Raw genomic sequence first — 23,612 nt, 5'->3', positions numbered from 1 at the left:
AAACCCCGCTCGACTTGCATGTATTAGGCACGCCGCCAGCGTTCGTCCTGAGCCAGGATCAAACTCTCCAATAAAGTTATTGAAAAGAGCGATAAGCTCAAAAACTTGCTAGCGATTCTCATTAAACATAAGAATCAATTAAATTCATCATCCATTTGTTCAGTTTTCAAAGAACTTACCCTTCAGGTAACTGTTGTTCTCCGTCAGGAATTATATTATATCATTTTTTTCAACCAGTTGTCAACTCTTTTTTTTGGTAACTTCTTCAACAACACCACTCGTTTGAGCTGACTTAAAGAATATATCATGATAGCTAGTTAGTTAGCAACAACTAATTTTTTGCATTTTTATCTTTCTCCAGGTTTCCTCTTTTGTTTATCCGCCGCTCTTCTTGTTCGCAGCTCCCAACCGGACAACAGCTTATCCTCTACCTTCTTTGCGGCCAATTAATAAAGCTGAATTATCCTACCATAGTTTTAAGTACCTCCGTTTAAAGTTATTATACAATTAGATATCATTGTTCCAATTTCGAATAATAACAGGAGGTGCCGCATTGAAGGCTTGGCTGCAGCAGCTGCGTAAAGGATACGGCAAAAAGCTGGCTTCCCTTCACCGCTGGAATGCCTGGATCGTTGTGATTCTGGCCGTCAGCGGATTGATTCTGTTGGGGGGCTTTTGGCGTGAAGTACTGGGCGCCGGCCGTATCTGGCTGAAATGGCTTCATATTATTGTAGGTCTTGCTATGCTTGTTCCGGTTATCTACTATTTATTACTTGCCGGAAAGCACTGGAAGCAGCTTAGGGATCGGCCTTGGCAAAAGGTTAATACGATTATTGTATTGATCCTCCTGGTGGGATGGTTCATCTCTGGTGTTCTTTTGTGGCAGTTTAAAGCCGTCGGTCCCCGTTGGTCAGGACAGGCGCTCTGGATCCATGATCTGCTGACCTGGGTCGGTCTGCCTTACATCATCTATCACTCGATTACCCGGACCAAATGGCTCAAAGATACCCACCGTCGGGCTATTCCAAATAAAAATCAGCCTAACGCCGTGCCGGAAGCCGAGAGTACAGGTCCGCAACCTTTTTATACTCGTCGGGCCTTTCTACGTACGGCAGTAGGAGCCGGGGCAGCTCTTACTTTGGGTCCTACCTTTATCCGTTGGGCCAAAAATTCAATCGCCTATCAATCAAGTAACGAGCGTTATTTTGAGAACGATGCCAATCGAATGTCTCCAGCTCCTCATCCGCTGCCCCAGTCCGCTCCCCCAATCGGCGGAGGGGCAGAAGGTAACTTCAGGGTCTATACGGTTACCGACATTCCTTCTTTTACGAATACCAATTGGTCTTTCAGTATTGATGGTCTCGTGAACAAGCCTATGACGTTAACTTGGGAGCAGTTCCTTGAGATCAGGCGCTCCGTCCAGGTTAGTGACTTTTACTGTGTAACAGGCTGGTCCGTATTCAAGAATACATGGGAAGGCATCCCGCTGACACAGCTGCTGAAGATGGCTGGTGTGAAACCTGAAGCTGCAACAATTAAGTTCTACTCCGGTGATGGTGTGTATACTGACGCGATCTCTCTTGAACAGAATCAACAAATGGGCGATGTTCTTGTAGCTGTCATGCATGACGGAAAGCTGATCCCCAGCGACCTTGGCGGGCCTGTAAGATTAATTGTTCCTCAAATGTACGCCTATAAGTCGGTCAAATGGCTGAACCGCATCGAGCTCATCGCCGAGGATCATATTGGTTACTGGGAAGAACGGGGTTACGACAAAGATGCCTGGGTTCCCAGCCTCCGCAAAAAGAGTTCCACTTAAGCAAAAAACAGGATTCTACATGGGTAGAATCCTGTTTTTATTTGCAACTATGCTTGTTGATTCAGCAAACGAATAAACTCATCCTCATCTTCAATCGTCTCAATCCCAAGCTGCTGGGCTTTGGCCAGCTTGCTGCCTGCCTTTTCCCCAGCTACGACGATATCCGTCTTTTTGGATACACTGCCGGTTACGGTTGCGCCGAGCGCTTCTAGCCGGCTGGTCGCCTCGTCCCGGGTCATTTGGTGCAGCGTTCCGGTCAGAACTACTGTTTTACCATTGAAGTAAGAATCGGTACTGACCGGCTTTGGCGCTTCCGGCGCCTTGGCCTCTACGCCAAGGGCCAGCATCTTCTCAATGCCCGCCTGTGTAAACGGATCTGCAAAGAAGGAAACGATGCTCTCAGCCACGATGTCACCTACATCCGGCAGTGCCACTAATTCCTCAACTGAAGCACTCATCACCTTATGGAGATCACGGAAATGCTCGGCCAGCATCCGCGTAGTCGCTTTACCTGTATTCGGAATCCCAAGAGCGTACAGGAAGGAAGCCAGATCTCGTGTCTTACACTTCTCGATAGAGTCGAGCAGATTGTTAGCCTTCTTCTCTCCAAAACGTTCCAGCTTAATCAAATCATCAAACTGAAGAGTAAACAGATCGGCAGGTTCCCGGACATTTAACTCATCATGGAGCTGAATCGCTGTTTTGTCACTAAACGTCTCGATATCCATGGCATTCCTGGATGCGAAATGGGTGATCCGGGCTACGATCTGCGGCTTACATCCCAGTTTGTTATTGCAGAACAGATGTGCACCACGCTGCTCCAGCGGGAAACCGCAGGCAGGACATGTTTCCGGATAGATAATTTCCTCGCCATCGTTCTCCTCTGTCACCTTGCCCAGAATCTCCGGGATAACATCATTCGAGCGGCGAATAAACACCCGGCTGCCCAGAGCAAACTTCAGATTCTTGCGTTCGATATCACCGACATTGTTCAGCGTACAGTTCTGTACTGTGACCCCAGCAAGCTCGACCGCTTCTACGCGTGCCAGTGGCGTCACTTTACCCGTGCGCCCTACATTCCAGGTCACAGACTGCAGCACAGTCGTTGTCTCTTCCGCTTCAAACTTGTAGGCAACAGCCCAGCGCGGGAATTTATCTGTATACCCCATTATTTCACGAATTCGCATATCCGTTATCTTGATGACCGCACCATCAATCAGAAAGTCTAGCTCACTGCGAGTCTGTTCAATCTCAGCCAGATGCTCCATAACATCATCAAAGTTATCGAAATACGTCAGATACGGATTCACCTTAAAACGGTTCTCGCGCAAAAAGTCCATCATTTCCTTGTGGGAAGTGAAAGTGATGTTCTCGGCATACCCCACATTATAGAAAAAAGCATTCAACCGACGTTCTGCTGTCACCTTCGGATTCAGGTTGCGCAGTGCACCCGCCGCCGCATTCCGTGCATTCTTGAGCGGTTCAGCAGCCGTCTCGTTGTACTTCGCCAGAACAGACAAATTCATAATGCCTTCACCCTGTACTTCAATTGTCCCTTCGTGGAAGGGGATCGTTAGAGGTACGGATTTAATCGTCTTGACCTGCTCCAGAATCCCTTCTCCAACGGTTCCGTTCCCCCGCGTGGAAGCCTGCGTCAGCCTTCCGTCGGTGTAGGTCAGATTCAGGGTCAGGCCGTCAAACTTCAGCTCCAGCGCATATTGAAGCTGCGGCAGCAGGCTGTCCGGGTTTTTGCTGTTATAATCGTTCACGAGCTTGACCGCCCGTGCATTCCAGCTGCGCAGCTGCTCAATGTTCTGCGCCTTATCTAGACTCCAGAGTGGTGCCAGATGACGATGCGGCGTAAAGCCTTTCAGAATCTCACCGCCTACCCTTTGGGTCGGGGAATCCGGCAGTACAATCCCGCTCTCCTGCTCAAGAGAGACCAACTGATCATAAAGCGCATCGTATTCCTTGTCACTGACTAGAGGTGCATCAAGCGTATAGTAATGATAATTGTATTGATTCAGCTTGGCGACCAGTTCTTCCATACTGTGCATTGGATCCATGCAGGGTTATCCCTCCGTGAATGTTATATGTAAGGCGGAGAAAGCAATCTCTCTCCGCCTGAAAGCCGTTCATAATTATTCTACCTTAGTGATCGGAGCAAATCCTGCAAGCAGACGCTTGACACCAACCGGTGCAGGAAAAGCAATCTGCAGCTCCATGTCGTTGCCGGTGCCTTTAACCGCGACGATGGTACCGGTGCCCCACTTGCCGTGCTGCACCTTGTCACCGGCTGCAAAAGCGCTGCCGCCCGCTGCCGCCGGCTTCGAAGCAGCCCCGCCTGTCGTAACGGTTACTTTGGCCGCGGCTGAAGCGGTGGAACCACTGCGGCTCATCATGTCCAGCGAGCGGGCTGTGCCGAAGTTGCTGCCACCCTTGCTCTGCCCGAGACCGCGTCCGCCATAAGAGCCGCCGACGTTGGAACCTCTGCGGTAACGGTCCTTGGCGATGACCGTATCCTCCTTCAGTTCATCCGGAATTTCATCCAGGAACCGGGAAGGCGGATTGGCTGTTGTTCTGCCGAACAAGGTACGCATCTGCGCGCAGGTCAGGAATAGCTGCTCCTCCGCACGGGTAATCCCCACATAGGCCAGGCGCCGCTCTTCCTCCAGCTCCTCATTGTCAAGGAAAGCCCGGCTGTGTGGGAATACACCTTCCTCCATCCCGACGATGAATACGACCGGGAACTCCAGACCCTTGGCACTATGCATGGTCATCAGGACAACCGCATCTGCGGCTTCCTCTTCATCATTGTCGTTCATGGAATCTATGTCTGCAATCAGAGCCAGGTCCGTCAGGAAGGAGACGAGTGATTTGTCTTCATTATTTTTCTCGAATTCCATCGTTACAGACAGAAACTCATCAATATTCTCCAGACGGGCCCGGGACTCCAGCGTATTCTCGTTCTGGAATTCCAGACGGTACTGGGAATCCTCGAGAATCTTCTCCGTTAATTCCGTAACAGACAGGAACTCTACCATACGGTGAAGGTTCTCAATCATATCGTAGAATTCAACCAACGCATTGCGAGTCCGCCCCGCAAACCCAAGATCATCCACCACCTGAAGCACACGGAAAATAGAAGCGCCCCGCTCGGCTGCAGCTGCTGCCAGCTTGGCTACTGTTGTATCGCCGATGCCCCTCTTTGGCACATTAATGACACGGGTCAGGCTGATATCATCATCCGGGTTGGAGAGCAGGCGCAGGTAAGCCAAAATGTCCTTGATCTCTTTGCGGTCATAGAACTTGATGCCGCCGACGATCTGGTACGGGATATCTGACTTAATCAGCACTTCCTCGACGACCCGGGACTGCGCGTTCGTGCGGTATAGAATGGCATGCTGGCCGTACATCCGGCCGTTCTTGATATTTTTGTTAATCTCGGACGCGATAAAATAACCCTCATCATGCTCTGAATTACCGCGGTATACCTTGATCTTCGCTCCGCCGTCCTTGTCGGTCCACAGCTTCTTCGGCTTACGGCCGGTATTCTGGCTGATCACCTCGTTGGCTGCATTCAGAATGGTCGAGGTCGAACGGTAATTCTGCTCAAGGAGGATCGTAGTGGCTTCAGGATAATCCTCTTCAAAATTCAGAATATTGCTGATATCTGCACCACGCCAGCGGTAGATCGACTGGTCGCTGTCGCCCACGACACAGAGACGGTGATGACTGTCTGCCAGCATTTTGCACAGCATGTACTGCGCACGGTTCGTATCCTGATATTCATCCACGTGGATGTACTGGAACTTCTTTTGGTAGTAATCCAGCACCTCAGGCACTTCTTTGAAAAGCTGAATGGTAGACATAATCAGATCGTCAAAGTCGAGCGAGTTGTTGCTTTTCAGGCGTTTCTGGTACATGGAATATACTTTCGCCACAATGCCTTCAAAATAATCCCCGATCTTCGCCTCGTATTGCTCGGGAGTGACCAATTCATTCTTCGCCGTACTGATGGCTGCCTGAATCGCCTTCGGCTCGAATTTCTTGGTATCGATATTCTGGTCCTTCATGCAGTTCCGGATCACAGACAGCTGGTCTGAGGAATCCAGAATGCTGAAGTTTGATGTAAAGCCGATCCGTTCAATATCCTTGCGCAAAATTCTTACACACATCGAGTGAAACGTGGATACCCAGATATCCCGGCCTTCATTGCCGATCAGTCTGGATACACGCTCCTGCATTTCCCGGGCTGCTTTATTCGTAAAGGTAATGGCAAGAATGCTCCACGGTGCTGCTTTTCTCGTAGCAATCAGATAGGCGATCCGGTGCGTCAGCACCCGGGTCTTGCCACTGCCTGCGCCAGCCATAATCAGAAGAGGACCGTCTGTCGCTTCCACCGCTTTGCGCTGCTGCGGGTTCAGCCGGGCAACGGCATCCTGTATATTAATCAATTGCATGCAAGCATGCTCCTTTCCTGTTGTGCTTTTAACTCAAAGGGGTCTCTTTGACGGCCTGTACCGTCTCTAATGCTGCTGCCCAGTTATCGTAAACGACATTCCCTACGACGACCGTGTGACTCACGCGGGCAGCCTGGCGGGCTTTGGACACGTCGTCAATTCCCCCACCATAGAAGACCTGTGATTGGGATACCGTTCTATATATGGATTGTACCAGTTCCATGTCTCCGAAAGTACCGCTGTACTCTACATAAATAATGGGAAGGCGCATCAGCTTGTCCGCAATCTGTGCGTAGGCTGCAGCTTCACGGCTGTTAAGCCCCGCCTCCGCACCTGTCACACGGGCTGCTGTGGACTCTCCATTCAGGATGATATAGCCCTCCGCCGCCAGCATATCCCAGGGGATCATAAAGCCATATTGTTCGATCGCCTGCTGGTGCTGGCCAACCAGCCAGCGGGTATCGTTCGTATTCAGAACCATCGGAATCAGGTATAGATCAAAGCCCGGCACGACCGCCTCCAGATCAGACACCTCCAGGGCACAGGGAATTTCATAACGACGAATTCGCGACAGCAAATCCACCGTATTCTCGTAAGTAACGCCTGACGATCCCCCTACCAAAATGGCATCACTGCCGGACATACAGATCGCATCCAGCATCTCGTCATTCAGCTCGCGGTCCGGGTCCAATTTGAACACATGTCTCCAGGAGCTGAGACACGATTTGACGTTTTCCATTTACAACCATCCTTTATATTACATAAACACTAAAATTCACTTCACTATTAACGAAAAACACTCCATCTCAGTCTAAGACAGTAAACATAGAGTGTCAATTTAGATAAGACAAAAAACGAACATATATTCCTTTCCAAAAGAAAAACACCATCTTAACTAATAGTATTATTTTCCCATTTTTAAAATTATGCGTTAACAAAACAAACAAATGCGTTAATAGTAAATGTCCCAGGAAATAACTTTGAAGTAAATTTTTATTAGGAGGAGTAAATATGAAAAAGTATGTTATCCCAGCCGCCCTGTCATCCATGATTGCAGTTTCGCTCTTAGCTTCACCGACACATGCAGATGCACTAACTAATTCAGAGGCTGATTCCAGCTATCCTATAAGCCAAAACCAGACCAACAGCCTGATTACCCCGATGGAAGACAACGGAGATGTATTCAGCGATTACGTTACGATTGATGGCGTGAAGAATCAAAGTTTCTATTATACTGGCAAAGCGTCCCCAGAGAAGGTGCGTATCTATTTAAATAACCCAAGCAAAAAAACAATTAGATATACCTTGTATTCACCTAAAGATGTAATTTGGATGAATAATAGAACATTAGCGCCTGGAGAGTCTGCCACAACGGAGATAACGCTTAACAGTACCCACGGCGGCAGCTGGCGCTTTAATTTCAGTACATCTGACGGTTCGACAGCGAAGATCTGGTTATCTGTTCGTGACCATCTGCCTCTATAAGCGCTTCCAATTCAATAAAATAAAAAGAGTCAGCTGATAAAAAGGCTGACTCTTTTTATTTTGAGGTTCTGTTACTTTAATAAGCATTTTTAAAACCGTTCCGGATCGTTCGCAGAATGATCTTCACATCGAACAACAAGGACCAATTCTCAATATAGAAAATATCATGGTTAATGCGCTCCTCAATGGAAGTATCTCCGCGCAGGCCATTGCTCTGTGCCCATCCCGTAATACCGGGACGCACATGGTGCTTCACCATATATTTGGGGATTTCCTCACGGAACTGCTCTACATAATAAGGCCGCTCCGGCCTTGGTCCTACAACACTCATATGGCCGAACAGCACGTTAAAAAACTGCGGGAGCTCATCCAGGCTCGTCCGGCGCAGAAACGTGCCAAAGGTCGTGCGTCGGGGATCATTTTCGGTTGTCCATCCGGTATCGACCATGCCATCCGGCAGAATCTTCATGGAACGGAATTTATACATGGTGAAGGTACGGCGGTTTAATCCCACCCGTTCCTGTCTGAAAATGATCGGCCCGGGCGAGGATAACCGCACACCAATCGCAATGGCCGTCAGCAGCGGAGATGTGATCAAAATGGCCAGCAGCGAGAATGCAATATCGAAGGTCCGTTTGAACAGACGGTTTACCGTCACATCAAGCGGAATATCCCGCACATTGATCATCGGCATCCCCGCGAAATGATCAAAATGCGGCCGGGCCGGCAAATAATCGAAGAAATCAGGAATAATCAGTGTCCGCACGCCGGCTTTCTCACAAGTGTTAATAATGTGGGGATAACGATGATGAGCATCCAGGGGCAGCGCAAGGATGACTTCATCAATTAAATTTTCCGTCAGAATCTCTCCCAGCTGGTTAATGGTACCCACAATCGGACGGTACTGCCTGTTTTCCTCCGGGGACCACACTTGTTGATCGTCCAAAAAGCCAAACACCTCATAACCGAGATCCGGATACTGCTTCAGATTGTTATAGAACTGCCTTCCCAGTGAACCGGCACCGAGAATTAGCACGTACTGACGGTTGTAACCCTTCTCCCTTACCTTCTTTAGCACCTGCTTCACAATAAAACGGTACAGCCCGATAAGAAAAAGGTTGCTTACCATGTAGATTGCCAGGTAGGAGCGGGAGATATCAACTTCTTTTACAAAAAACATTAAGCTGAGCAGCACGAACAAGCCGATAACATGCGTCTGTAAGATTTTGATCATTTCATCAGCAAAACGTTTCTTCCGCTTGGCTGAATATAGCGATACCAGCATACCGGTCAAGATGGCAACAGCGCCGTATACCAGACTCCACCTTCCGTAGATAGAGACTGGCAGGGGATTGACATGAGGAACAAGATCACTCTCGAACTTAACGAACCATGCCAGCAGGAACGAAATTTGAATGACTGCAAAATCTGCTATTTTATACAAAAGGGATAAAAAACGCTGATTTCGACGAATCACGCTTTCACCTCAGAACTTGCCGGCTTGGTTCTTGCGGGCTCCAGCTTCGGTTTGGGACGTGCCAGCATAACCTGACGTTTGATCATTGCAGCCCCTAGCTTTACGCCGATTCCCAGATAAACGGCCGTGCTTGTAAACAGGTTATATTGCTTACTGTAATGTTTTCGGTAAAAGACCCACATTGCCCTATGAAATTCATAGATTACTTTCTTCGGGCGCAGGCGGGCGCTCCCCCCCTTAAGATGCACAATGCAGGTCTGCGGATAATAATATATTCCCCAGCCCGCTTGCTTCATCCGGTAACACCAGTCTATATCTTCACCATACATAAAGAAGGTTTCGTCCAGTCCGCCAATCTGATCTATGGTCTCACGGCGAACGAGCATAAACGCGCCTACCAGGCAATCCACTTCATACGCCTCGTCGGCATCGAGATGACCCAGCTGATATTGGTTAAACTTCGGGTGATCGGGAAAAAATTTAGAGAAGCCGAAAGCATAATAGAACGAAGCCGACGGCGTCGGAAATCCACGCTTGCAGGCTTTATCCAGACTACCGTCAGGAAGAATCACCTTGCAGCCTGAGGCGCCTACGTTCTCGTTGTTGTCCATAAATTCGATCATGGTCTGAAGCGTGTCATCCTGGATCACCGTATCTGAATTTAGCAGCAGGATATACCTTCCCTGTGCCGCTTCCATGCCCTGATTGTTCGCTGTGGCAAAGCCCGTATTCTCATCGTTTGTAATCAGCGTAATTTCAGGGTATTTGTCTCCGATCGCTTGAACCGAGTCGTCCGACGACTGGTTGTCAATTACAATAACTTCGTACTGGTAACCTGTCTTGGAAGCAAAGACGGAGTCCAGACAGTCTAATGTCAGCCGGCAGGTATTATAACTGACGATCAATATACTTACATCCATAGAAAAGACGCTCCTGACAAAATTAGTAATCTGACGATAATTATAGCATAACGATATAGAGGATCGTCATTTTTTGGAGAAACTATTGGTTATTTCTGTATCTCTTTTGCACCCAGCGCCGTTTGTCTGCCAAATCTTTGTATTCCTTGAAGAAGCTTGTCCATATAGACAAGACACCAGGCTCTCTAAACAAAAAGTAGATTTGGCTGCCCAACTCGTAAGCCAGAATATGCAGGCAATCTCGAGCAAGAGCAGGGAAACGATCATTTTTAAACATCATTTTGTAACGATTGATATAGGATAAACGGCGGATGAATAAGGGCTGGGCTTGTCTGCCCCCTTCCTTCCAGCCTCTCCCGTGAAAGGCTGCTGCTTGGGCATCATAATAAGCGCGCCAACCTAGGAGCTGCGCTCTCCAGGCGACATCCACATCTTCCTTGTATGCAAAAAAAGAGCGGTCAAAAAATTCTCCGTCCTTACTGATATCCTGAATCAGCGCTCTCGAATATAAAGCAGCGGCCCCCGACACACCGAACACTTCTCCGGAGTGGGCCCAGCGGGCAGCAGGTTCTCCAGCTCCCCGGTCAAAAGCGCGCCGCGCACGGTTCATTACAATGCCAGTGCTGTCAATCCGATCAGGATGATCTTTGCGAAGAAGCTTGCCTGTCGCGCTTCCAAGACTCTTATCCTGCTCCATCCTGTTAATCAGCTGCGCCGTATACTCTGTTGTCAGCGTTACGTCCGGATTTAGCACGAGCACGTAGTCGGTTTGAGTGGCTTGAATGGCCTGGTTATGTGCCGGGGCGAATCCTACATTGTTAGGATTGCGGATTAGCTTCAATCTGCCGCCGAATCGGTTTTGAACAGCCTTAACTTCAGCGACAGTCCCATCCGCGGAATCATTGTCTATTACAATGATCTCATGAACAGGATACGTCTGCCGGTGCACAGCCTCAAGACAGGCACCAATATCATCCCCGCTGTTATAGGTTACGATATGGATGCTTAATGTTTTATTCATATAATAAATCCTCTGCTCAATAAGATGACGTGATTTACACTGTTTTTGTTTTCCACAAGCGGACGACGATTCCTTCCAAAAGTAAAAATGACCGCGCTGATTCACGCGGCCACAAATTAGTTGTCCTTCAATTCAAATAGAAAATCCCGAAGCGCTTCACGCCATGGCCGTAAATCGCTAAAACCGTTGCTGCGAATAGATCCATGGTCTAGTACCGAATTTGCCGGGCGCGGTGCAGGCCGAGGGAACTGCTCGGTTGTGCACGGCTCAAGTCTAGCAGTAACCTCGATTCCGAGAATATCAGCGGCTTCCTCGAGAATACCCTGTGTAAATTCGTACCAGCTGCAGGCCCCAGAGTTTGAAGCATGGTAGATGCCATATTTTTCAGTCTCAATCAGTCTGGTGATAAATTGCGCTAAATCCGCAGTATACGTAGGTGATCCAATCTGATCATGCACAACCTGGAGCAGCGGTTTTTCCTGACCCAGTTTCAACATGGTATGCACAAAGTTGTTCCCGTTCACCCCGAATACCCAGGAAGTACGTACGATAAACCATTTGGAGGAAAGTCCTTGGACAAGCACTTCTCCGGCCCGTTTGGACTGCCCATATACCGTCTGTGGCGATGTATTGTCATATTCCCGGTAAGGCTGGGATGCACATCCGTCGAAAACATAGTCTGTGCTGATATATACCAATTTGGAGCCGACTCGTTCACCCGCTACTGCCATATTGCGGGTTCCGCTGGCATTAACCGTATAGGCACCATCCACATCGCTCTCCGCCGCATCCACAGCTGTATAGGCGGCACAGTGAATAATAGCATCCGGGCGAAATTGACCCACGACACGGTGACAGCTATCCAGATCGGTAATGTCCAGTTCCTGCCTGTCACAGGCGAGAACTTCATGACCAGCGTGTGTCATCACTTTCGCGGTGTCATACCCCAGCTGCCCCTTGGCTCCTGTAATCAGAATTTTCATTGGCTGTCTCCCAGACGAGAGCCGTATTGACGGTTGTAATAGTCCTGATACTCACCGGATTGTATCCGTGTCCACCAGTCCTGATTGTTCAGGTACCACCGAATGGTTTCCTTAATCCCCGTTTCAAAATTATGCATCGGTTTCCATCCGAGCTCACTGGTGATTTTGTGTGGATCAATTCCGTAGCGGCGGTCATGTCCCGGACGGTCTTGAACATAGGTGATCAGAGAGTCGGGCTTGCCCAGTTCCTCAAGGATGGTCTCAACGATATAGACGTTCGTCCGTTCATTATTGCCGCCGATATTATAGACTTCACCGATCTGGCCTTTGTGAATAACGAGATCAATGGCACTGCAGTGGTCTTCTACATACAGCCAGTCTCGAATATTCAACCCGTCGCCATATACAGGCAGCGGCTGATCATTCAGTGCGCGGGAGATCATGAGCGGAATCAGCTTCTCCGGGAATTGATAAGGACCGTAGTTATTAGAGCAGCGCGTGATATTAACCGGCAGGCCAAAGGTCTCGTGATATGCACGAACCAGGAGGTCTCCTCCGGCCTTGCTGGCGGAATATGGGCTGTTCGGGGACAACGGTGTATCTTCGGTAAAGAGACCTGTGTCGCCCAAGGAGCCATAAACCTCGTCCGTTGAGACCTGTACGAATTTGGTGATGTTATACTTTCTCGCAGCATCCAAAAGCACCTGGGTTCCCAGCACATTGGTGTTCACGAAGACTTCAGGCTCAAGAATACTGCGATCCACATGAGATTCGGCAGCGAAATTTACAATTACATCTACACCTTGCGCAACCAAACGGTCCATTTCAGCACGGTCCGTAATATCCGCTTTAACAAAGGTATGATTCGGATGGTTCTCCACGGACTTCAGGTTCTCTAAATTCCCTGCGTAGGTCAGCGCATCCACATTCACAATATGATAATCCGGATGCTGCTCCAGCATATACAGTACAAAATTACTGCCGATAAAACCGGCGCCGCCGGTGACAAGCAGTTTCATGGACAACCCACCTTATTAATTATTGTTTATTCAAAATGATGCTCCGCATCGGTGAACACCGGGTGCTTCTGGTCCTTCTCGGACAGGATCGCTCTGCTTACCGGCCAGTCGATTCCCAGTGCAGGATCGTTCCATAATATACCGCGATCATGCTCGGGCGAATAATATTCGTCTACTTTATATAAAACCTGTACGTTTGGTGTAAGTGTACAGAAACCATGGGCAAAGCCCTGAGGTACCAGCAGCTGACGGTTATTATATTCACTAAGAATAACACCGGTCCATTGTCCATACGTGGCCGAGCTCTTGCGCAAATCCAGAATGACATCATAAATAGCTCCGGACAGCACACGGACAAGCTTGGTTTGAGCTTTCGGATTCAGCTGGTAGTGCAGCCCGCGGATGACACCCGGCTCAGCGGATAAGGAGTGATTATCCTGGATAAAAGAATGTTTAATGCCCAGATCATGCAGCACCCGCTCGTTAAAACTCTCCATGAAAAAACCGCGATGATCCCCGTGAACGACAGGTTCCAGCAGCTTGGCACCTTCAAGTGCTAATGGAATGACTTTCATAGCAACCTTCCTTCCAGGGTATATTATTTAAATTTGCCAAATTCCTCGCCGAATACGAGATTCTGAGCCAGCTCATTGGCACGGGCCAGCGAAGCATGTGTGCCTGCATCGGTCCACCAGCCTTCAAGGATATCGAAGGTAAGCTGGTTTCTTTTAATATATGCATTGTTAACGTCTGTGATCTCCAATTCACCGCGTGCTGAAGGCTCTAGTGTCTTAATAATGTCGAACACCTGACGGTCAAACATGTATACGCCAGTCACCGCATAATCGGATTTGGGATCAGAAGGTTTTTCCTCTATGGAAATAATACGATTACCCTCAAGTTCAGGCACACCGAAGCGCTTCGGATCCGGTACCTTCTGGATCAGAATCTTGGCACCTGTTCCCTGCTGGCGGAAATTATTAGCGAACACCGAAATATCGTCCTCGAATACGTTATCACCCAATACAACAATCATCTGATCGTTTCCAACAAACTGTTCAGCCAGATCCAGCGCTTGAGCAATACCGCCCGCTTCGTCCTGAACCTTGTACGTAAAGCAGACGCCCATGTCGCTGCCGCTGCCCAGCAGATTGACCACATCGCCCATATGATCTTTGCCTGTAACAATAAGAATGTCTTTGACGTCAGCCTGTTTTAATTTGTATACGGCATGAAAAATCATTGGATATCTGCCCACAGGGAGCAGATGCTTGTTGGTCACCTTCGTCAACGGATATAGTCTTGAACCGGTGCCTCCGGCGAGAATAATGCCTTTCATGAATGTACCTCCCTTGTTATGGCAAGCGGTTTGCGCGGATAGCGGCAGACTGCCTGGTTATTCCGATACTTCCCTTTGGGATAATGTCCGATTGAGAAATCCTCCCTATTGTCAGCCAAATTCGGGTTATAGGCAGGGTCGTTGGCGAGCACATCCGACCATTTTGCCTTAATCCATTCGTATTCGCTGGAGAAACGCGCTTTCTTCTCCGGTGTATCCTCATACCCCCGGCTCTTCGATTCGTAGTGGTACAGTCTGACATCCGGCAGCCAAATATTGTTGTAGCCATTGCTCCAGATTTTGAGACAGAGGTCCACATCATTAAAGGCAACCTGCAGCTGCTCCTCTAGTCCTCCGACCTCCAAGTACACCTCTTTGCGCAGCATCAGACAAGCAGCGGTGACTGCCGTGTAATTAGAAGGAATGCAAAGACGGTTGAAGTGACCCGGATGGTTCGCCGGAAAATGCTTGTGACTATGTCCAGCTACACCACCAATTCCTAACACCACACCGCCATGCTGAAGCGTGTCGTCCGGATAATACAAAGCTGCCCCTACCGCACCAATCTCCGGCCTGATCGCCTGACCGGCCATATCTCTCAGCCAGCTGGCCGTGATGACCTCAATGTCATTGTTCAGCAGCAGCAGCAGTTCCCCTGTCGTTTGTTCCACTCCAAAATTATTAAGCCTGGAATAATTGAAGGGAATATCCAGCGTATGAACCTTGAAGCGGTCCGGCTCCTGCACAGTCCAGCGCTCATACAGACGGAAGATTTCCTCTTCATCACTGCCGTTATCAACAACCACGATTTCATAGTTGTGGTAATCGGTTTTTTCAAAAATCGATTGCACGCATAACTCGAGAGTGGAAGCCATATTACGGGTAGGAATAATAATCGAGACCTTTGGTTCACCCACAGGCTCGTACTTCACATTGTATGTATTACTTCGTCCTGCCACTGGCTCCACGCTTGCAGGAATCCCCCTTCTGCGAATGGCATCCTGAACCGCCCGGTAACCCGCATCCTGTGTATAGTCCTTGGACCCGCTGCTTGATGCCGTCGAAGTCGGTATCGTACGCCAATGATACAGAATTTTGGGAATATGATAAATGCGATCTGTCCGCTCTGCTACCCTGAGCGTTAGATCAAAGTCCTGGCTGCCCTCGTAACCGACACGGAAGCCGCCTACCTGATCAATCAACGTCTTGCGGTAAAGGGATAAGTGGCAGGTATACATCTGTCCCATCAGCTGGTCTGGCATCCAGTCCGGCTTGAAGAACGGATTATGCCGCTCGCCTTTGACCGAGATTTTGTCCTCATCACTGTAAATGACATCCGCATCCCGATGTTCGTTCAGCAGCAGCACATTCTCATACAGTGCTTCACGTGCGAGTTCGTCATCATGATCCAGCAGGGCGACATATTCTCCAACTGCCAGCTCCAGCGCAGAATTAGAGGATCTGGAAATATGGCCATTCTCATCACGGAATATTACCTTGATTCTATTGTCTTTCTTCATATACTCCTGCAGCAATGGCTTGATATGAGGCTCCGTGGATGCATCATCGGCAATACAGAGCTCCCAATTCCCGTAGTATTGATTCAGCACAGAATCCAGACATTTACGAAGCCAAACTTCATCTACGTTATAGACAGGCACAATAACCGAAATCAGGGGCTGGTAAGGCAGGCTTGCAATGTTATCCTGTATGAAAGCTGTCGAACGATAGGATTCCTGTGATTCCTTCATCCACTGCGGGTAGTCCCCGATGGAACCCTTGGCTTCAATACCGGAGTTCTGCTTGATCCTTGACCACACCGCCTTTAAGCCTTCATTTCTCCATACTTCGCGGCCCTTGCCCCAGAGCTTGGCTATGGTGGTGTAGCTGAAACCACGATGGCCGACATATTCCTTCACTGACCGCCAGGCGATAGCCGCTTTGGTAACCTTCTTCATGCGGATATCCCTGAATACAAATTGAACCTTCTTCTCACCAGGGTCTATGCGGACATGAACCGCATCCCTGGGGATATAGACCAGCTTCCGGTATGCCTGTTTTCCTTTTGGAATTTCTCCGAAGACGAAGCTTTGACTTTCCGAGAAGCCTTGACCGGAGTCCCAGTAGAGCTTGAGCGGAATATAATCCTCGGTTTCCCCGTACCAGAACAGCTCATTCCATCCTGCAGCAAACCAACCGTGCAGCATAAAGGCCGGGTCATATCCGGTTGCTCTCCAGACACCGTCGCCCCCTTCCAGGTCGGAAAGAGGTGTCAGCGTGATTTTGCTTTTTCTCCCGGTCAACAGGGATAAGAGAATGATCATTCTCTTCAAAGCCGGTTTCAACACGTCGAGCCCTCCTTATATATCTTTAATGTCTTGATTACTTTCTGCCTAACAGCCGTTTCGCGCGTACAAGCCATCTCCAGGAACGGGAATTCAGAATAGAATCCAGGTGCTGTCGTGTATGCGCATGCGCTTCATTCAGCTTGGCATATTGTTCTTCAGAATCTTTTTTGAGCTGGGTCAGCTGGTCGTCCTGATCTTGTTTGTGTGCAGCAAGCGAGCGGAATAGCCCTTCCTCATCCACACGCTCAACCCTAACCTTCAACTGTCCCAGATGAAGCGGTCTAGAGAACTCATAGACAACATAAGGGTCATCCTGAGCGAAAAGACAAATATCCGTGCCGGGAACCGCAATATAGCTTCCAGTCATTCTAGGCTGTTCCTGATACACCTTGCCCTGCCCGTCGGTGATCTCAAACTCCCTAATGATGAATGCCCCGCGAAGATGAGACGGGTCAATCCGGATGGATTGAACTTGGCTCCAATGGGGCTGCGAAGTAATCAGTCCCTCGATCCAGCCCGACTGCAGCGGCTGGAGAAGGCTCTTCTCTTCACTAAAGCCCTCACCTTGATCTACGTATATCTGAATAGCATCATGCCGTTCATTATCTGCAGCGTGTTGCTGTAAGGGGAGAAGATCGGCCAGACGGTAAAACATCTCTTCAATCCTACGCAGTCCCCCTCGAACGGGATCTGGCACATCGTATCTCGCATCAGGCAGCAGCACAGACGGATCAGACCCTTTTGTAATGGCCACGATTTTACGGTAGGATTCCTGACTGTAATCTGAATCAAATACAAACTGATTATAGTAACGGTCGACTTCCTGACGGTATGTAAGAAGCGCGGGATTCTGAGCTGTCACAAAGTGAACGTTCATTAACCGCTCCCACAGATCAAGACTACCATGTCCCCATACACCAAACGGAACGCCCTTTTCCTCAAGATGGCTTTGCAGCTCGTCCAGCTGCGGAAGACCATTCATCCGGTGCTCATCCAGCCAAATGAAGGACTGGTGAAAAAAGGAGCGAAACACCGCATCCACCCGCTTCTCGGTCTCTACTACCGCCGTGGAGTGAAATGGAGCCGTAATGAGGCACATTTGGCTGCTGACACGAATCAGCTCGTCGATAAAAGCTCTTCTTCCTGACGGCGGAATATGTTCATATACATCCAGTGCCACCACGATGTCATAAGCTTCATCAAGGAATGTCATCGCTGTCGCATCGCCAAGTATATATTTGGGGTTGTTCCGAAGATGCTCCGGCAGCTGGATATCCAGATACGTAATATCATCCTCAGGGAGAAACTGTTCCAGATTCTGATGCTCGTTCGCGCCCACTTCAAGAATCCGGAAGGTTTGTCCCTGCCGCCGCAGCCGGTTGACCATAAGCCGAACGTGGTTGTACCGCTGATACTGGTCAAATGCAACATGAATCATTCGAGCACTTCCCATCTATGCTTAATGTAAAGAAGCCCTTCGGAGAAATATTTGTTCGTAATGGTAAAGGATACAGCCTCCTGCCGATAATGCAGACAAACCAGTCCTTCATTATTAAATAACCCCGCATCGACACAAAAAGTTCCGCCCAGCAGCGGAAGTTCCGGCACGATATACCTTACCTTGTGTCTTCCCACTGAATTGGGGATGCTGATCTTCTCCAGATGGGTATTAGGCCCGAAAATGTATTCACGTTTGGGCGTATATAGAGCGACACCCAGCAGCAGATCATCCATCGCTTCCTCGTAGATTTCATACTCTACTTCCACAATCAACTCATCAAAGGTTTTAAAAGCATCCTTGTTCAGCGATATACTGCTGATCAGACCGAGAATGTCCGGATTGGCCGGCTTGGAGAATCCTTCATTCTCCAGGACCGGCTGGACCGCTTGCTCTGCCATTTCCTTCGGAGGCGCAGCAGCATCGTCCCCGTTCTTCATATAATCCTCGTACACATCCACAATTTCGCTCGCTTCACCAAAGGCCTCGACCTGTCCGTCCTTCAGCCACACCGCCTTATTACAAAAGCGTTTCACCTGCTCTGTGGCATGAGAGACAAACAGGATCGTCGTACCATCCTGCCGAAGCTGCTTCATTTTGTCGATGCACTTGGTCTGAAAGCGGATATCTCCTACGGCAAGGGCTTCATCCACAATGAGAATATCCGGCTCCACATTAATGGACACGGCAAAAGCCAGCCTGGCAAACATCCCGCTGGAGTAGACCTTGACAGGCTGGTCAATAAAGGTGCCGATATCGGCAAACTGGATAATATCGTCGATACGATGCTCCATTTGTTCTCTGGTGTAGCCCATCATCAGACCATTCAGATAGATGTTCTCCCGGCCGGTGTATTCGGGGTTAAAACCCGCTCCCAGCTCCAGAATGGCCGAAATGCGCCCATGTACATGGATAGATCCGCTGGTCGGGGTAAGCACTCCGGTGATCATCTTCAGCAGCGTTGATTTACCGGAGCCATTGCGTCCGAGAATACCAAGGGCATCCCCCTTCTCTACCTGGAATGAGACACCGCTCAAGGCATTAAACACCTGATGGTAGGACTTCTTGAACGGCAGAATAGCTTCCTTCAGGCGGTCTGTCGGTTTCTCGTAGAGCTTGTACATTTTCACAACATTCTGTATGTCTATCATCATCTTCAAACCACTCCTATAGCACATCTGGAAAATGCGGCTTCAATCTCTTAAATACCTTGATCCCCAGCGTCAGTGCTGTCAGACAGAACAACCAGAAATACAGCGTCTCAATCGGGCGTTCATAGAAATAAATATGGTCGATCAGCGAGTCCCGGTAGCCCTGTACAATGTAGAACATCGGATTCAGCTTAAATAGAACCGACCAGAAACCGGAGAGCATAGTTACCGACCATCCAATGGGGGTGAACCAGAAGCCGATCTGCAGCACAACTGTAATAATCTGAGTTAAATCCTTGAAGAACAAAACAATAGCGGATGTCATCATCCCCAAGGCAGTGACCAGTACCAACATAGCAGCTATGTAATAAAGAATCTGCAGATTAAACCATGTAGGCGGATAACCATAAAAGCCGTAAACGAGAAAAATAAATACCACAAAAAATAATTGCACAAACAGTGCAGAAACGATCTTCACTGCAGGCAGCAGCTGGATCTGAAATACAACCTTCTTCACCAGGTAGCTGTATTCATAAAATGCGTTCGTTGATCCTGACAAAGCCTCCGAGAAGAAAAACCAGGGGATAATCCCGGCAATAAACCAGAGAATAAAAGGCATATCCGAGACGTTCCCGCTGCGGAGCCCCACCTGAAATACAAACCAGTAGGTCGCGATCGTGAGCAGCGGATGGATGAAGCCCCACAGTACACCCAGATAGGAAGAAGCATATTTCGTTTTGAAATCATTTTTTGCCAGATTGAACACCAGTTTTCTTCCGGCTGCAACCTCCCGTATAAACCGCAAGGAATCTCTCGAATAACGGGCAATACAATAGAACAGCACTCCAAAGCCCATGGCGCCTGCGGCACTCCAGAGCTGATCCTGCAGCCGGGCCCCTTGCCCTGCTGCGGCAAAGTATAAACTAGCATCGATATAAAAGTAAGGATCCCGGCCAAACGCTTGCAGCTGCAGCTCCTCGGCATCCTGATAGTACATTTTCATTTCGTGCAGCTGAAGTCTTTGTCCTACAAAAGATATAGGAACCGTCTTCGCGGAATCAAGACTCATATTACGAACTATAATTGTTCCGAACTGCCCTTCTTCATCCAATCTGAGAAAAGCTCCGCCCTCCGGAACTTTAATCCTGACTTTCTGCCAATGAGACACATCAGGATATTCCACTTTAACGGAACGGTCTTCACTCCAATCCAGCTTTTCTCCGGCTGCGAACAGCTGCAGCTCGCCTGCCGTATTCTTGCTAACCTCAAATTGAAGATAGAACGGGCGATGCTGGTTGAAATACTCAATAAACACCAAATAAACACTGGCCGCCACACACAGGGTGATAACCAGCAGAATCCATCTCTTTAGCAATCTCATCGCTTCAAATAGCCCCTAACTTCACCTTATTCCTGAATGAAAGACGCTAAGAGGCCGGGTATGGTTGCATTAACCGTTTATCCCAAAGCCTTCCTATGCTAAAATATTGTCGTAACTACAGGAAAAGGAGATTAGAACGTTGTCGAATCCAGTATACGGTAAACCGACGAAAACGTCGAGCCGAGACGAGAAAAGGCCCGCTATTCTGTGGGTTTTATTAATTGGTATGATCGGTTTTTTATTATGGTCCCCCTTCCAGGTTGCGCTGTTTAACGGCCAGCTGCTGGATTTCGAGAAGGCGATTTATACAGCCCTCATCATCTCCTGTCTGCTGCTGTTTGTCTGGATGGCGGCCTTTTTTAAGGACATCCGGCTCTCAGGGCAGCGCGATTGGCTGTTAGTGGCAGTTCTCTTGCTTCCCCTGACCTATCTGCTGTCACTGGCCACCGCAGCCTCACATTATCTGGCCATGAACATGGTGCTGATTCAAGCGATGTATGCATTTTTATTTATGATTTCGCTCTACCTGCTCCAAGATCGACAGGCAAATCGCATCATGCAAAATGCACTGATGGCGATTGCTTATCTTATTGTCGGCTTTGGACTGCTGAATTGGCTTGGCTTGTCCAAATTAGCCGGTTCGCTGGTCGGCTGGGTCACAAGCTGGGTCCGGGATGGAGTGTATGTGGATGCCATCTGGGTGGATGCCAACGGCCCCCGTTTAACCTCTGTTTTTCAGTATGCTAATACATATGCCGCTTTTTTGATGGCTTTTCTGCTGGCTGCCGTATTCTGCCTGACCAAAGCCAAGAGTACGGCCGGCAAGCTGGTACACGGATTGATGCTTGTACCGATTCTGATTTCACTGCTGCTCACTTTGTCCCGCAGTGGGATGGTGCTGCTTCCGGTCGTATTCATTCTGCTGCTTTTGTTCCTCCGTCCTGCCAAGCAGCTGCTGTGGTTCATCCATTGCGTGCTGGCCGGTGTGGTTTCTCTCGCCGTACTCACTCCAATCACGGATCTGGGTCTCCAGCTGCATGAGAAGACCTCTGCAGGCGCATCTGCCAAGGGTTGGGCTTATCTCCTCGTCGCTTCGCTGGTCGGAGCAGGTTTAAGCTGGCTGGTCGAGAAGCTGCTGGCTCCCCGGCTGGAGCGCATGCTCCATGGGTGGTCTGAGCGAAAAGCAGCCAGCTTATGGATTCCGCTCGGTTCGGTTGTGCTGGCAGCCATCGTTGCTTTTCTTCTCATTGGCACAGGCCTGCGTTCCATCCTGCCGCAGAATGTAGAAACCCGGCTCGAGAATATTAATTTAAATCAGCACAGCGTGTTGGAGCGAATCACGTTCTATAAGGATGCCGCCAAGCTGTGGCAGGATTATCCGCTGATCGGTGCCGGAGGAGGAGCATGGGCTGCGCTGTACGAGCAGTACCAGAACAACCCTTATACCAGCAGACAGGCTCATAACTTCTTCCTGCAGTATCTCGTCGAGACCGGTCTGGTAGGCTTCATCGTCTTTATGGCTTTTATTATTTTTATCTTCTATAAATATATCAGAGGGTACATCAAGCACAGCGAACAGGAACGCGAATCTCATTTTTTGTTCATCATTATCACATTATCTATTCTCATTCACAGCCTACTGGATTTTAATATGAGCTACGTGTTTATGGGTATGCTTGTCTTTATCGGTCTGAGCGGCATGGCTGCACACATGGACAATAAACCGCTGACTAAGGCGTCCACCTCTGGAAAAGGAGCCAGAATCGGTTATACCGTATTCATTGGCATCGCAGGATTGGTGCTGTTCTTCACTTCCATCCGTTTCATCCAGTCTGCGAATGCGGCTGTAGAAGCCCGCGGTCTTGCGCAGAGCAGTCAGTCCTATGAGAGCATCCAGCAGGCTCTGAATAAGGATCTTTCCATTCGGAACACTCATCCGGACTCTGTCGTTTTGCAGTCAACACTTTATCAGTCGGCCTACAAGCAAACCAAGGATGAGCAGTATATGGAAGAAGATCAAATTCTGCTTGACCGGGGGCTGGCAGCAGAGCCGCACAACAAAAACATGCTCTATCGGCTCATTTCCCACAATGAGCTGCTTGGTAAGGAGGATGCAGCTTATCAGCTGCTGATGGAAAAGGCGCCTGACTTTGCGTGGGATATTCAGTGGTACGAAACCTTAATCGCCAAATCCTTCGAACTGGGTAATCAGGATAAACAAAAAAATAACCTGTACTATCAGAATGGCCTGAAGGCCTACCAGCATGTGCTGGACGGCATTGCTCATCTGAAGACATTGCCCGCAGGCCAGATGCAGGGCCGTCCATTCGAAGTCACCCCTGTTATTGCTCTAAATGCAGGTAAAATGCAATATATGACCACTCAAACTGAACAGGCTGCCGCCACGTTGAAAGGCGGCCTCAGGGACGACTTGAACGATGCTGCCAATCGGGAAACGGCCCGCTGGTACCTCGCAGCCTTAAGCAAGCTGAGGCAGAAGGACCAGGCCCTCTATGATAAGCTCATTCAGATTGATCCTGCGGAAGGCTCCAAGATTCAAAGCATTGCAGCGATGACCTTCTAAATAATCTAATCGAAGAAGCTGCCCGGTCAAGGTGATATTATCCCCTCTAAGTAGACAGTGTGTAAAAAGCGCACTAATGTTTACTTGGAGGGGATTTTTCATGGGCGAAATACGGAAGACATAT

At 49.0% G+C, this 23,612-nt stretch carries 17 protein-coding genes and 1 rRNA gene; 3 read left to right on the top strand and 15 right to left on the bottom strand.

All coding sequences use genetic code 11. The features are described from left to right. A 16S ribosomal RNA gene (locus tag Q5741_RS21090) occupies window positions 1-74 on the bottom strand; the annotation flags it as partial. Window positions 75-553: 479 nt separating this feature from the next. Here Q5741_RS21090 and Q5741_RS21085 point away from each other — a divergent pair. Further along, a complete protein-coding gene (locus Q5741_RS21085; RefSeq protein ID WP_305026087.1) occupies window positions 554-1,819 on the top strand; it encodes a molybdopterin-dependent oxidoreductase in 1,266 nt (421 codons plus the stop codon). Window positions 1,820-1,866: 47 nt separating this feature from the next. Here the strand turns inward: Q5741_RS21085 and ligA are convergent, their stop codons facing one another. From ligA to Q5741_RS21070, 3 genes are all read right to left on the bottom strand, one after another. Further along, window positions 1,867-3,885 carry an NAD-dependent DNA ligase LigA gene (ligA, locus tag Q5741_RS21080; RefSeq protein WP_305026086.1) on the bottom strand — a complete coding sequence of 673 codons (2,019 nt, stop codon included), beginning with the start codon at window positions 3,883-3,885 and terminating at the stop codon, window positions 1,867-1,869. Window positions 3,886-3,960: 75 nt separating this feature from the next. Further along, entirely contained in the window at window positions 3,961-6,282 is a 2,322-nt protein-coding gene (pcrA, locus tag Q5741_RS21075; protein WP_305026085.1) for a DNA helicase PcrA, read from the bottom strand. A gap of 28 nt (window positions 6,283-6,310) precedes the next feature. Beyond that, the gene (locus Q5741_RS21070) at window positions 6,311-7,021 is read right to left on the bottom strand and encodes a heptaprenylglyceryl phosphate synthase (RefSeq protein WP_305026084.1); all 711 of its coding nucleotides are present in this window, start codon (window positions 7,019-7,021) and stop codon (window positions 6,311-6,313) included. Between the two features lie 272 nt (window positions 7,022-7,293). Here Q5741_RS21070 and Q5741_RS21065 point away from each other — a divergent pair, with 272 nt between their 5' ends. Further along, window positions 7,294-7,767 carry a hypothetical protein gene (locus tag Q5741_RS21065; RefSeq protein WP_305026083.1) on the top strand — a complete coding sequence of 158 codons (474 nt, stop codon included), beginning with the start codon at window positions 7,294-7,296 and terminating at the stop codon, window positions 7,765-7,767. Window positions 7,768-7,843: 76 nt separating this feature from the next. Here the strand turns inward: Q5741_RS21065 and Q5741_RS21060 are convergent, their stop codons facing one another. The 11 genes from Q5741_RS21060 to Q5741_RS21010 all read right to left on the bottom strand — a co-directional run bounded on the left by Q5741_RS21060 (window position 7,844) and on the right by Q5741_RS21010 (window position 20,904). Further along, window positions 7,844-9,244: an undecaprenyl-phosphate glucose phosphotransferase gene (locus Q5741_RS21060; protein ID WP_305026082.1), complete on the bottom strand. Its 1,401-nt coding sequence runs from the start codon at window positions 9,242-9,244 to the stop codon at window positions 7,844-7,846. Next, on the bottom strand, window positions 9,241-10,164 hold the full coding sequence (locus tag Q5741_RS21055; protein WP_305026081.1) for a glycosyltransferase family 2 protein: 924 nt from the start codon (window positions 10,162-10,164) through the stop codon (window positions 9,241-9,243). The genes Q5741_RS21060 and Q5741_RS21055 overlap by 4 nt, the downstream gene beginning before the upstream one ends. Before the next feature lie 82 nt (window positions 10,165-10,246). Beyond that, window positions 10,247-11,185 (bottom strand): glycosyltransferase family 2 protein, encoded by a 939-nt coding sequence (locus Q5741_RS21050; protein WP_305026080.1) that lies wholly within the window; start codon window positions 11,183-11,185, stop codon window positions 10,247-10,249. A gap of 116 nt (window positions 11,186-11,301) precedes the next feature. After that, window positions 11,302-12,168: a dTDP-4-dehydrorhamnose reductase gene (gene rfbD, locus Q5741_RS21045; protein WP_305026079.1), complete on the bottom strand. Its 867-nt coding sequence runs from the start codon at window positions 12,166-12,168 to the stop codon at window positions 11,302-11,304. After that, entirely contained in the window at window positions 12,165-13,187 is a 1,023-nt protein-coding gene (rfbB, locus tag Q5741_RS21040) for a dTDP-glucose 4,6-dehydratase (RefSeq protein WP_305026078.1), read from the bottom strand. Before rfbB ends, rfbD begins: the two co-directional genes overlap by 4 nt. A gap of 26 nt (window positions 13,188-13,213) precedes the next feature. Next, window positions 13,214-13,762, bottom strand: a complete 549-nt coding sequence (gene rfbC, locus Q5741_RS21035; protein WP_305026077.1) for a dTDP-4-dehydrorhamnose 3,5-epimerase — start codon at window positions 13,760-13,762, stop codon at window positions 13,214-13,216. Between the two features lie 23 nt (window positions 13,763-13,785). Continuing rightward, window positions 13,786-14,526, bottom strand: a complete 741-nt coding sequence (locus tag Q5741_RS21030) for a sugar phosphate nucleotidyltransferase (protein ID WP_305026076.1) — start codon at window positions 14,524-14,526, stop codon at window positions 13,786-13,788. Continuing rightward, window positions 14,523-16,874, bottom strand: coding sequence for a glycosyltransferase family 2 protein (locus Q5741_RS21025; RefSeq protein ID WP_305026075.1), 2,352 nt, complete (start codon window positions 16,872-16,874; stop codon window positions 14,523-14,525). Before Q5741_RS21025 ends, Q5741_RS21030 begins: the two co-directional genes overlap by 4 nt. Before the next feature lie 34 nt (window positions 16,875-16,908). Next, the gene (locus tag Q5741_RS21020) at window positions 16,909-18,312 is read right to left on the bottom strand and encodes a class I SAM-dependent methyltransferase (protein ID WP_305026074.1); all 1,404 of its coding nucleotides are present in this window, start codon (window positions 18,310-18,312) and stop codon (window positions 16,909-16,911) included. Further along, a complete protein-coding gene (locus Q5741_RS21015; protein ID WP_305026073.1) occupies window positions 18,309-19,526 on the bottom strand; it encodes an ABC transporter ATP-binding protein in 1,218 nt (405 codons plus the stop codon). The genes Q5741_RS21020 and Q5741_RS21015 overlap by 4 nt, the downstream gene beginning before the upstream one ends. Before the next feature lie 13 nt (window positions 19,527-19,539). Continuing rightward, on the bottom strand, window positions 19,540-20,904 hold the full coding sequence (locus Q5741_RS21010) for an ABC transporter permease (RefSeq protein ID WP_305026072.1): 1,365 nt from the start codon (window positions 20,902-20,904) through the stop codon (window positions 19,540-19,542). Window positions 20,905-21,043: 139 nt separating this feature from the next. Here Q5741_RS21010 and Q5741_RS21005 point away from each other — a divergent pair, with 139 nt between their 5' ends. Then, on the top strand, window positions 21,044-23,488 hold the full coding sequence (locus Q5741_RS21005; RefSeq protein WP_305026071.1) for an O-antigen ligase family protein: 2,445 nt from the start codon (window positions 21,044-21,046) through the stop codon (window positions 23,486-23,488). The last annotated feature ends 124 nt before the right edge of the window (window positions 23,489-23,612 follow it).

The sequence above is a fragment of the Paenibacillus lacisoli genome, from assembly GCF_030580655.1.
Lineage (GTDB): Bacteria > Bacillota > Bacilli > Paenibacillales > Paenibacillaceae > Paenibacillus > Paenibacillus lacisoli.
Note: the sequence above shows the minus strand (reverse complement) of the source record. Positions and strands in the feature narration are given on the sequence as shown.

Coding starts and splice junctions, on each gene's coding strand:
- Q5741_RS21050 (WP_305026080.1), bottom strand. CDS start 11,185: ATGAATAAAACATTAAGCATCCATATCGTAACCTATAACAGCGGGGAT.
- Q5741_RS21070 (WP_305026084.1), bottom strand. CDS start 7,021: ATGGAAAACGTCAAATCGTGTCTCAGCTCCTGGAGACATGTGTTCAAA.
- Q5741_RS21030 (WP_305026076.1), bottom strand. CDS start 14,526: ATGAAAGGCATTATTCTCGCCGGAGGCACCGGTTCAAGACTATATCCG.
- ligA (WP_305026086.1), bottom strand. CDS start 3,885: ATGGATCCAATGCACAGTATGGAAGAACTGGTCGCCAAGCTGAATCAA.
- Q5741_RS21065 (WP_305026083.1), top strand. CDS start 7,294: ATGAAAAAGTATGTTATCCCAGCCGCCCTGTCATCCATGATTGCAGTT.
- pcrA (WP_305026085.1), bottom strand. CDS start 6,282: ATGCAATTGATTAATATACAGGATGCCGTTGCCCGGCTGAACCCGCAG.
- rfbB (WP_305026078.1), bottom strand. CDS start 13,187: ATGAAACTGCTTGTCACCGGCGGCGCCGGTTTTATCGGCAGTAATTTT.
- Q5741_RS21010 (WP_305026072.1), bottom strand. CDS start 20,904: ATGAGATTGCTAAAGAGATGGATTCTGCTGGTTATCACCCTGTGTGTG.
- Q5741_RS21055 (WP_305026081.1), bottom strand. CDS start 10,164: ATGGATGTAAGTATATTGATCGTCAGTTATAATACCTGCCGGCTGACA.
- Q5741_RS21020 (WP_305026074.1), bottom strand. CDS start 18,312: ATGATTCATGTTGCATTTGACCAGTATCAGCGGTACAACCACGTTCGG.
- rfbC (WP_305026077.1), bottom strand. CDS start 13,762: ATGAAAGTCATTCCATTAGCACTTGAAGGTGCCAAGCTGCTGGAACCT.
- rfbD (WP_305026079.1), bottom strand. CDS start 12,168: ATGAAAATTCTGATTACAGGAGCCAAGGGGCAGCTGGGGTATGACACC.
- Q5741_RS21015 (WP_305026073.1), bottom strand. CDS start 19,526: ATGATGATAGACATACAGAATGTTGTGAAAATGTACAAGCTCTACGAG.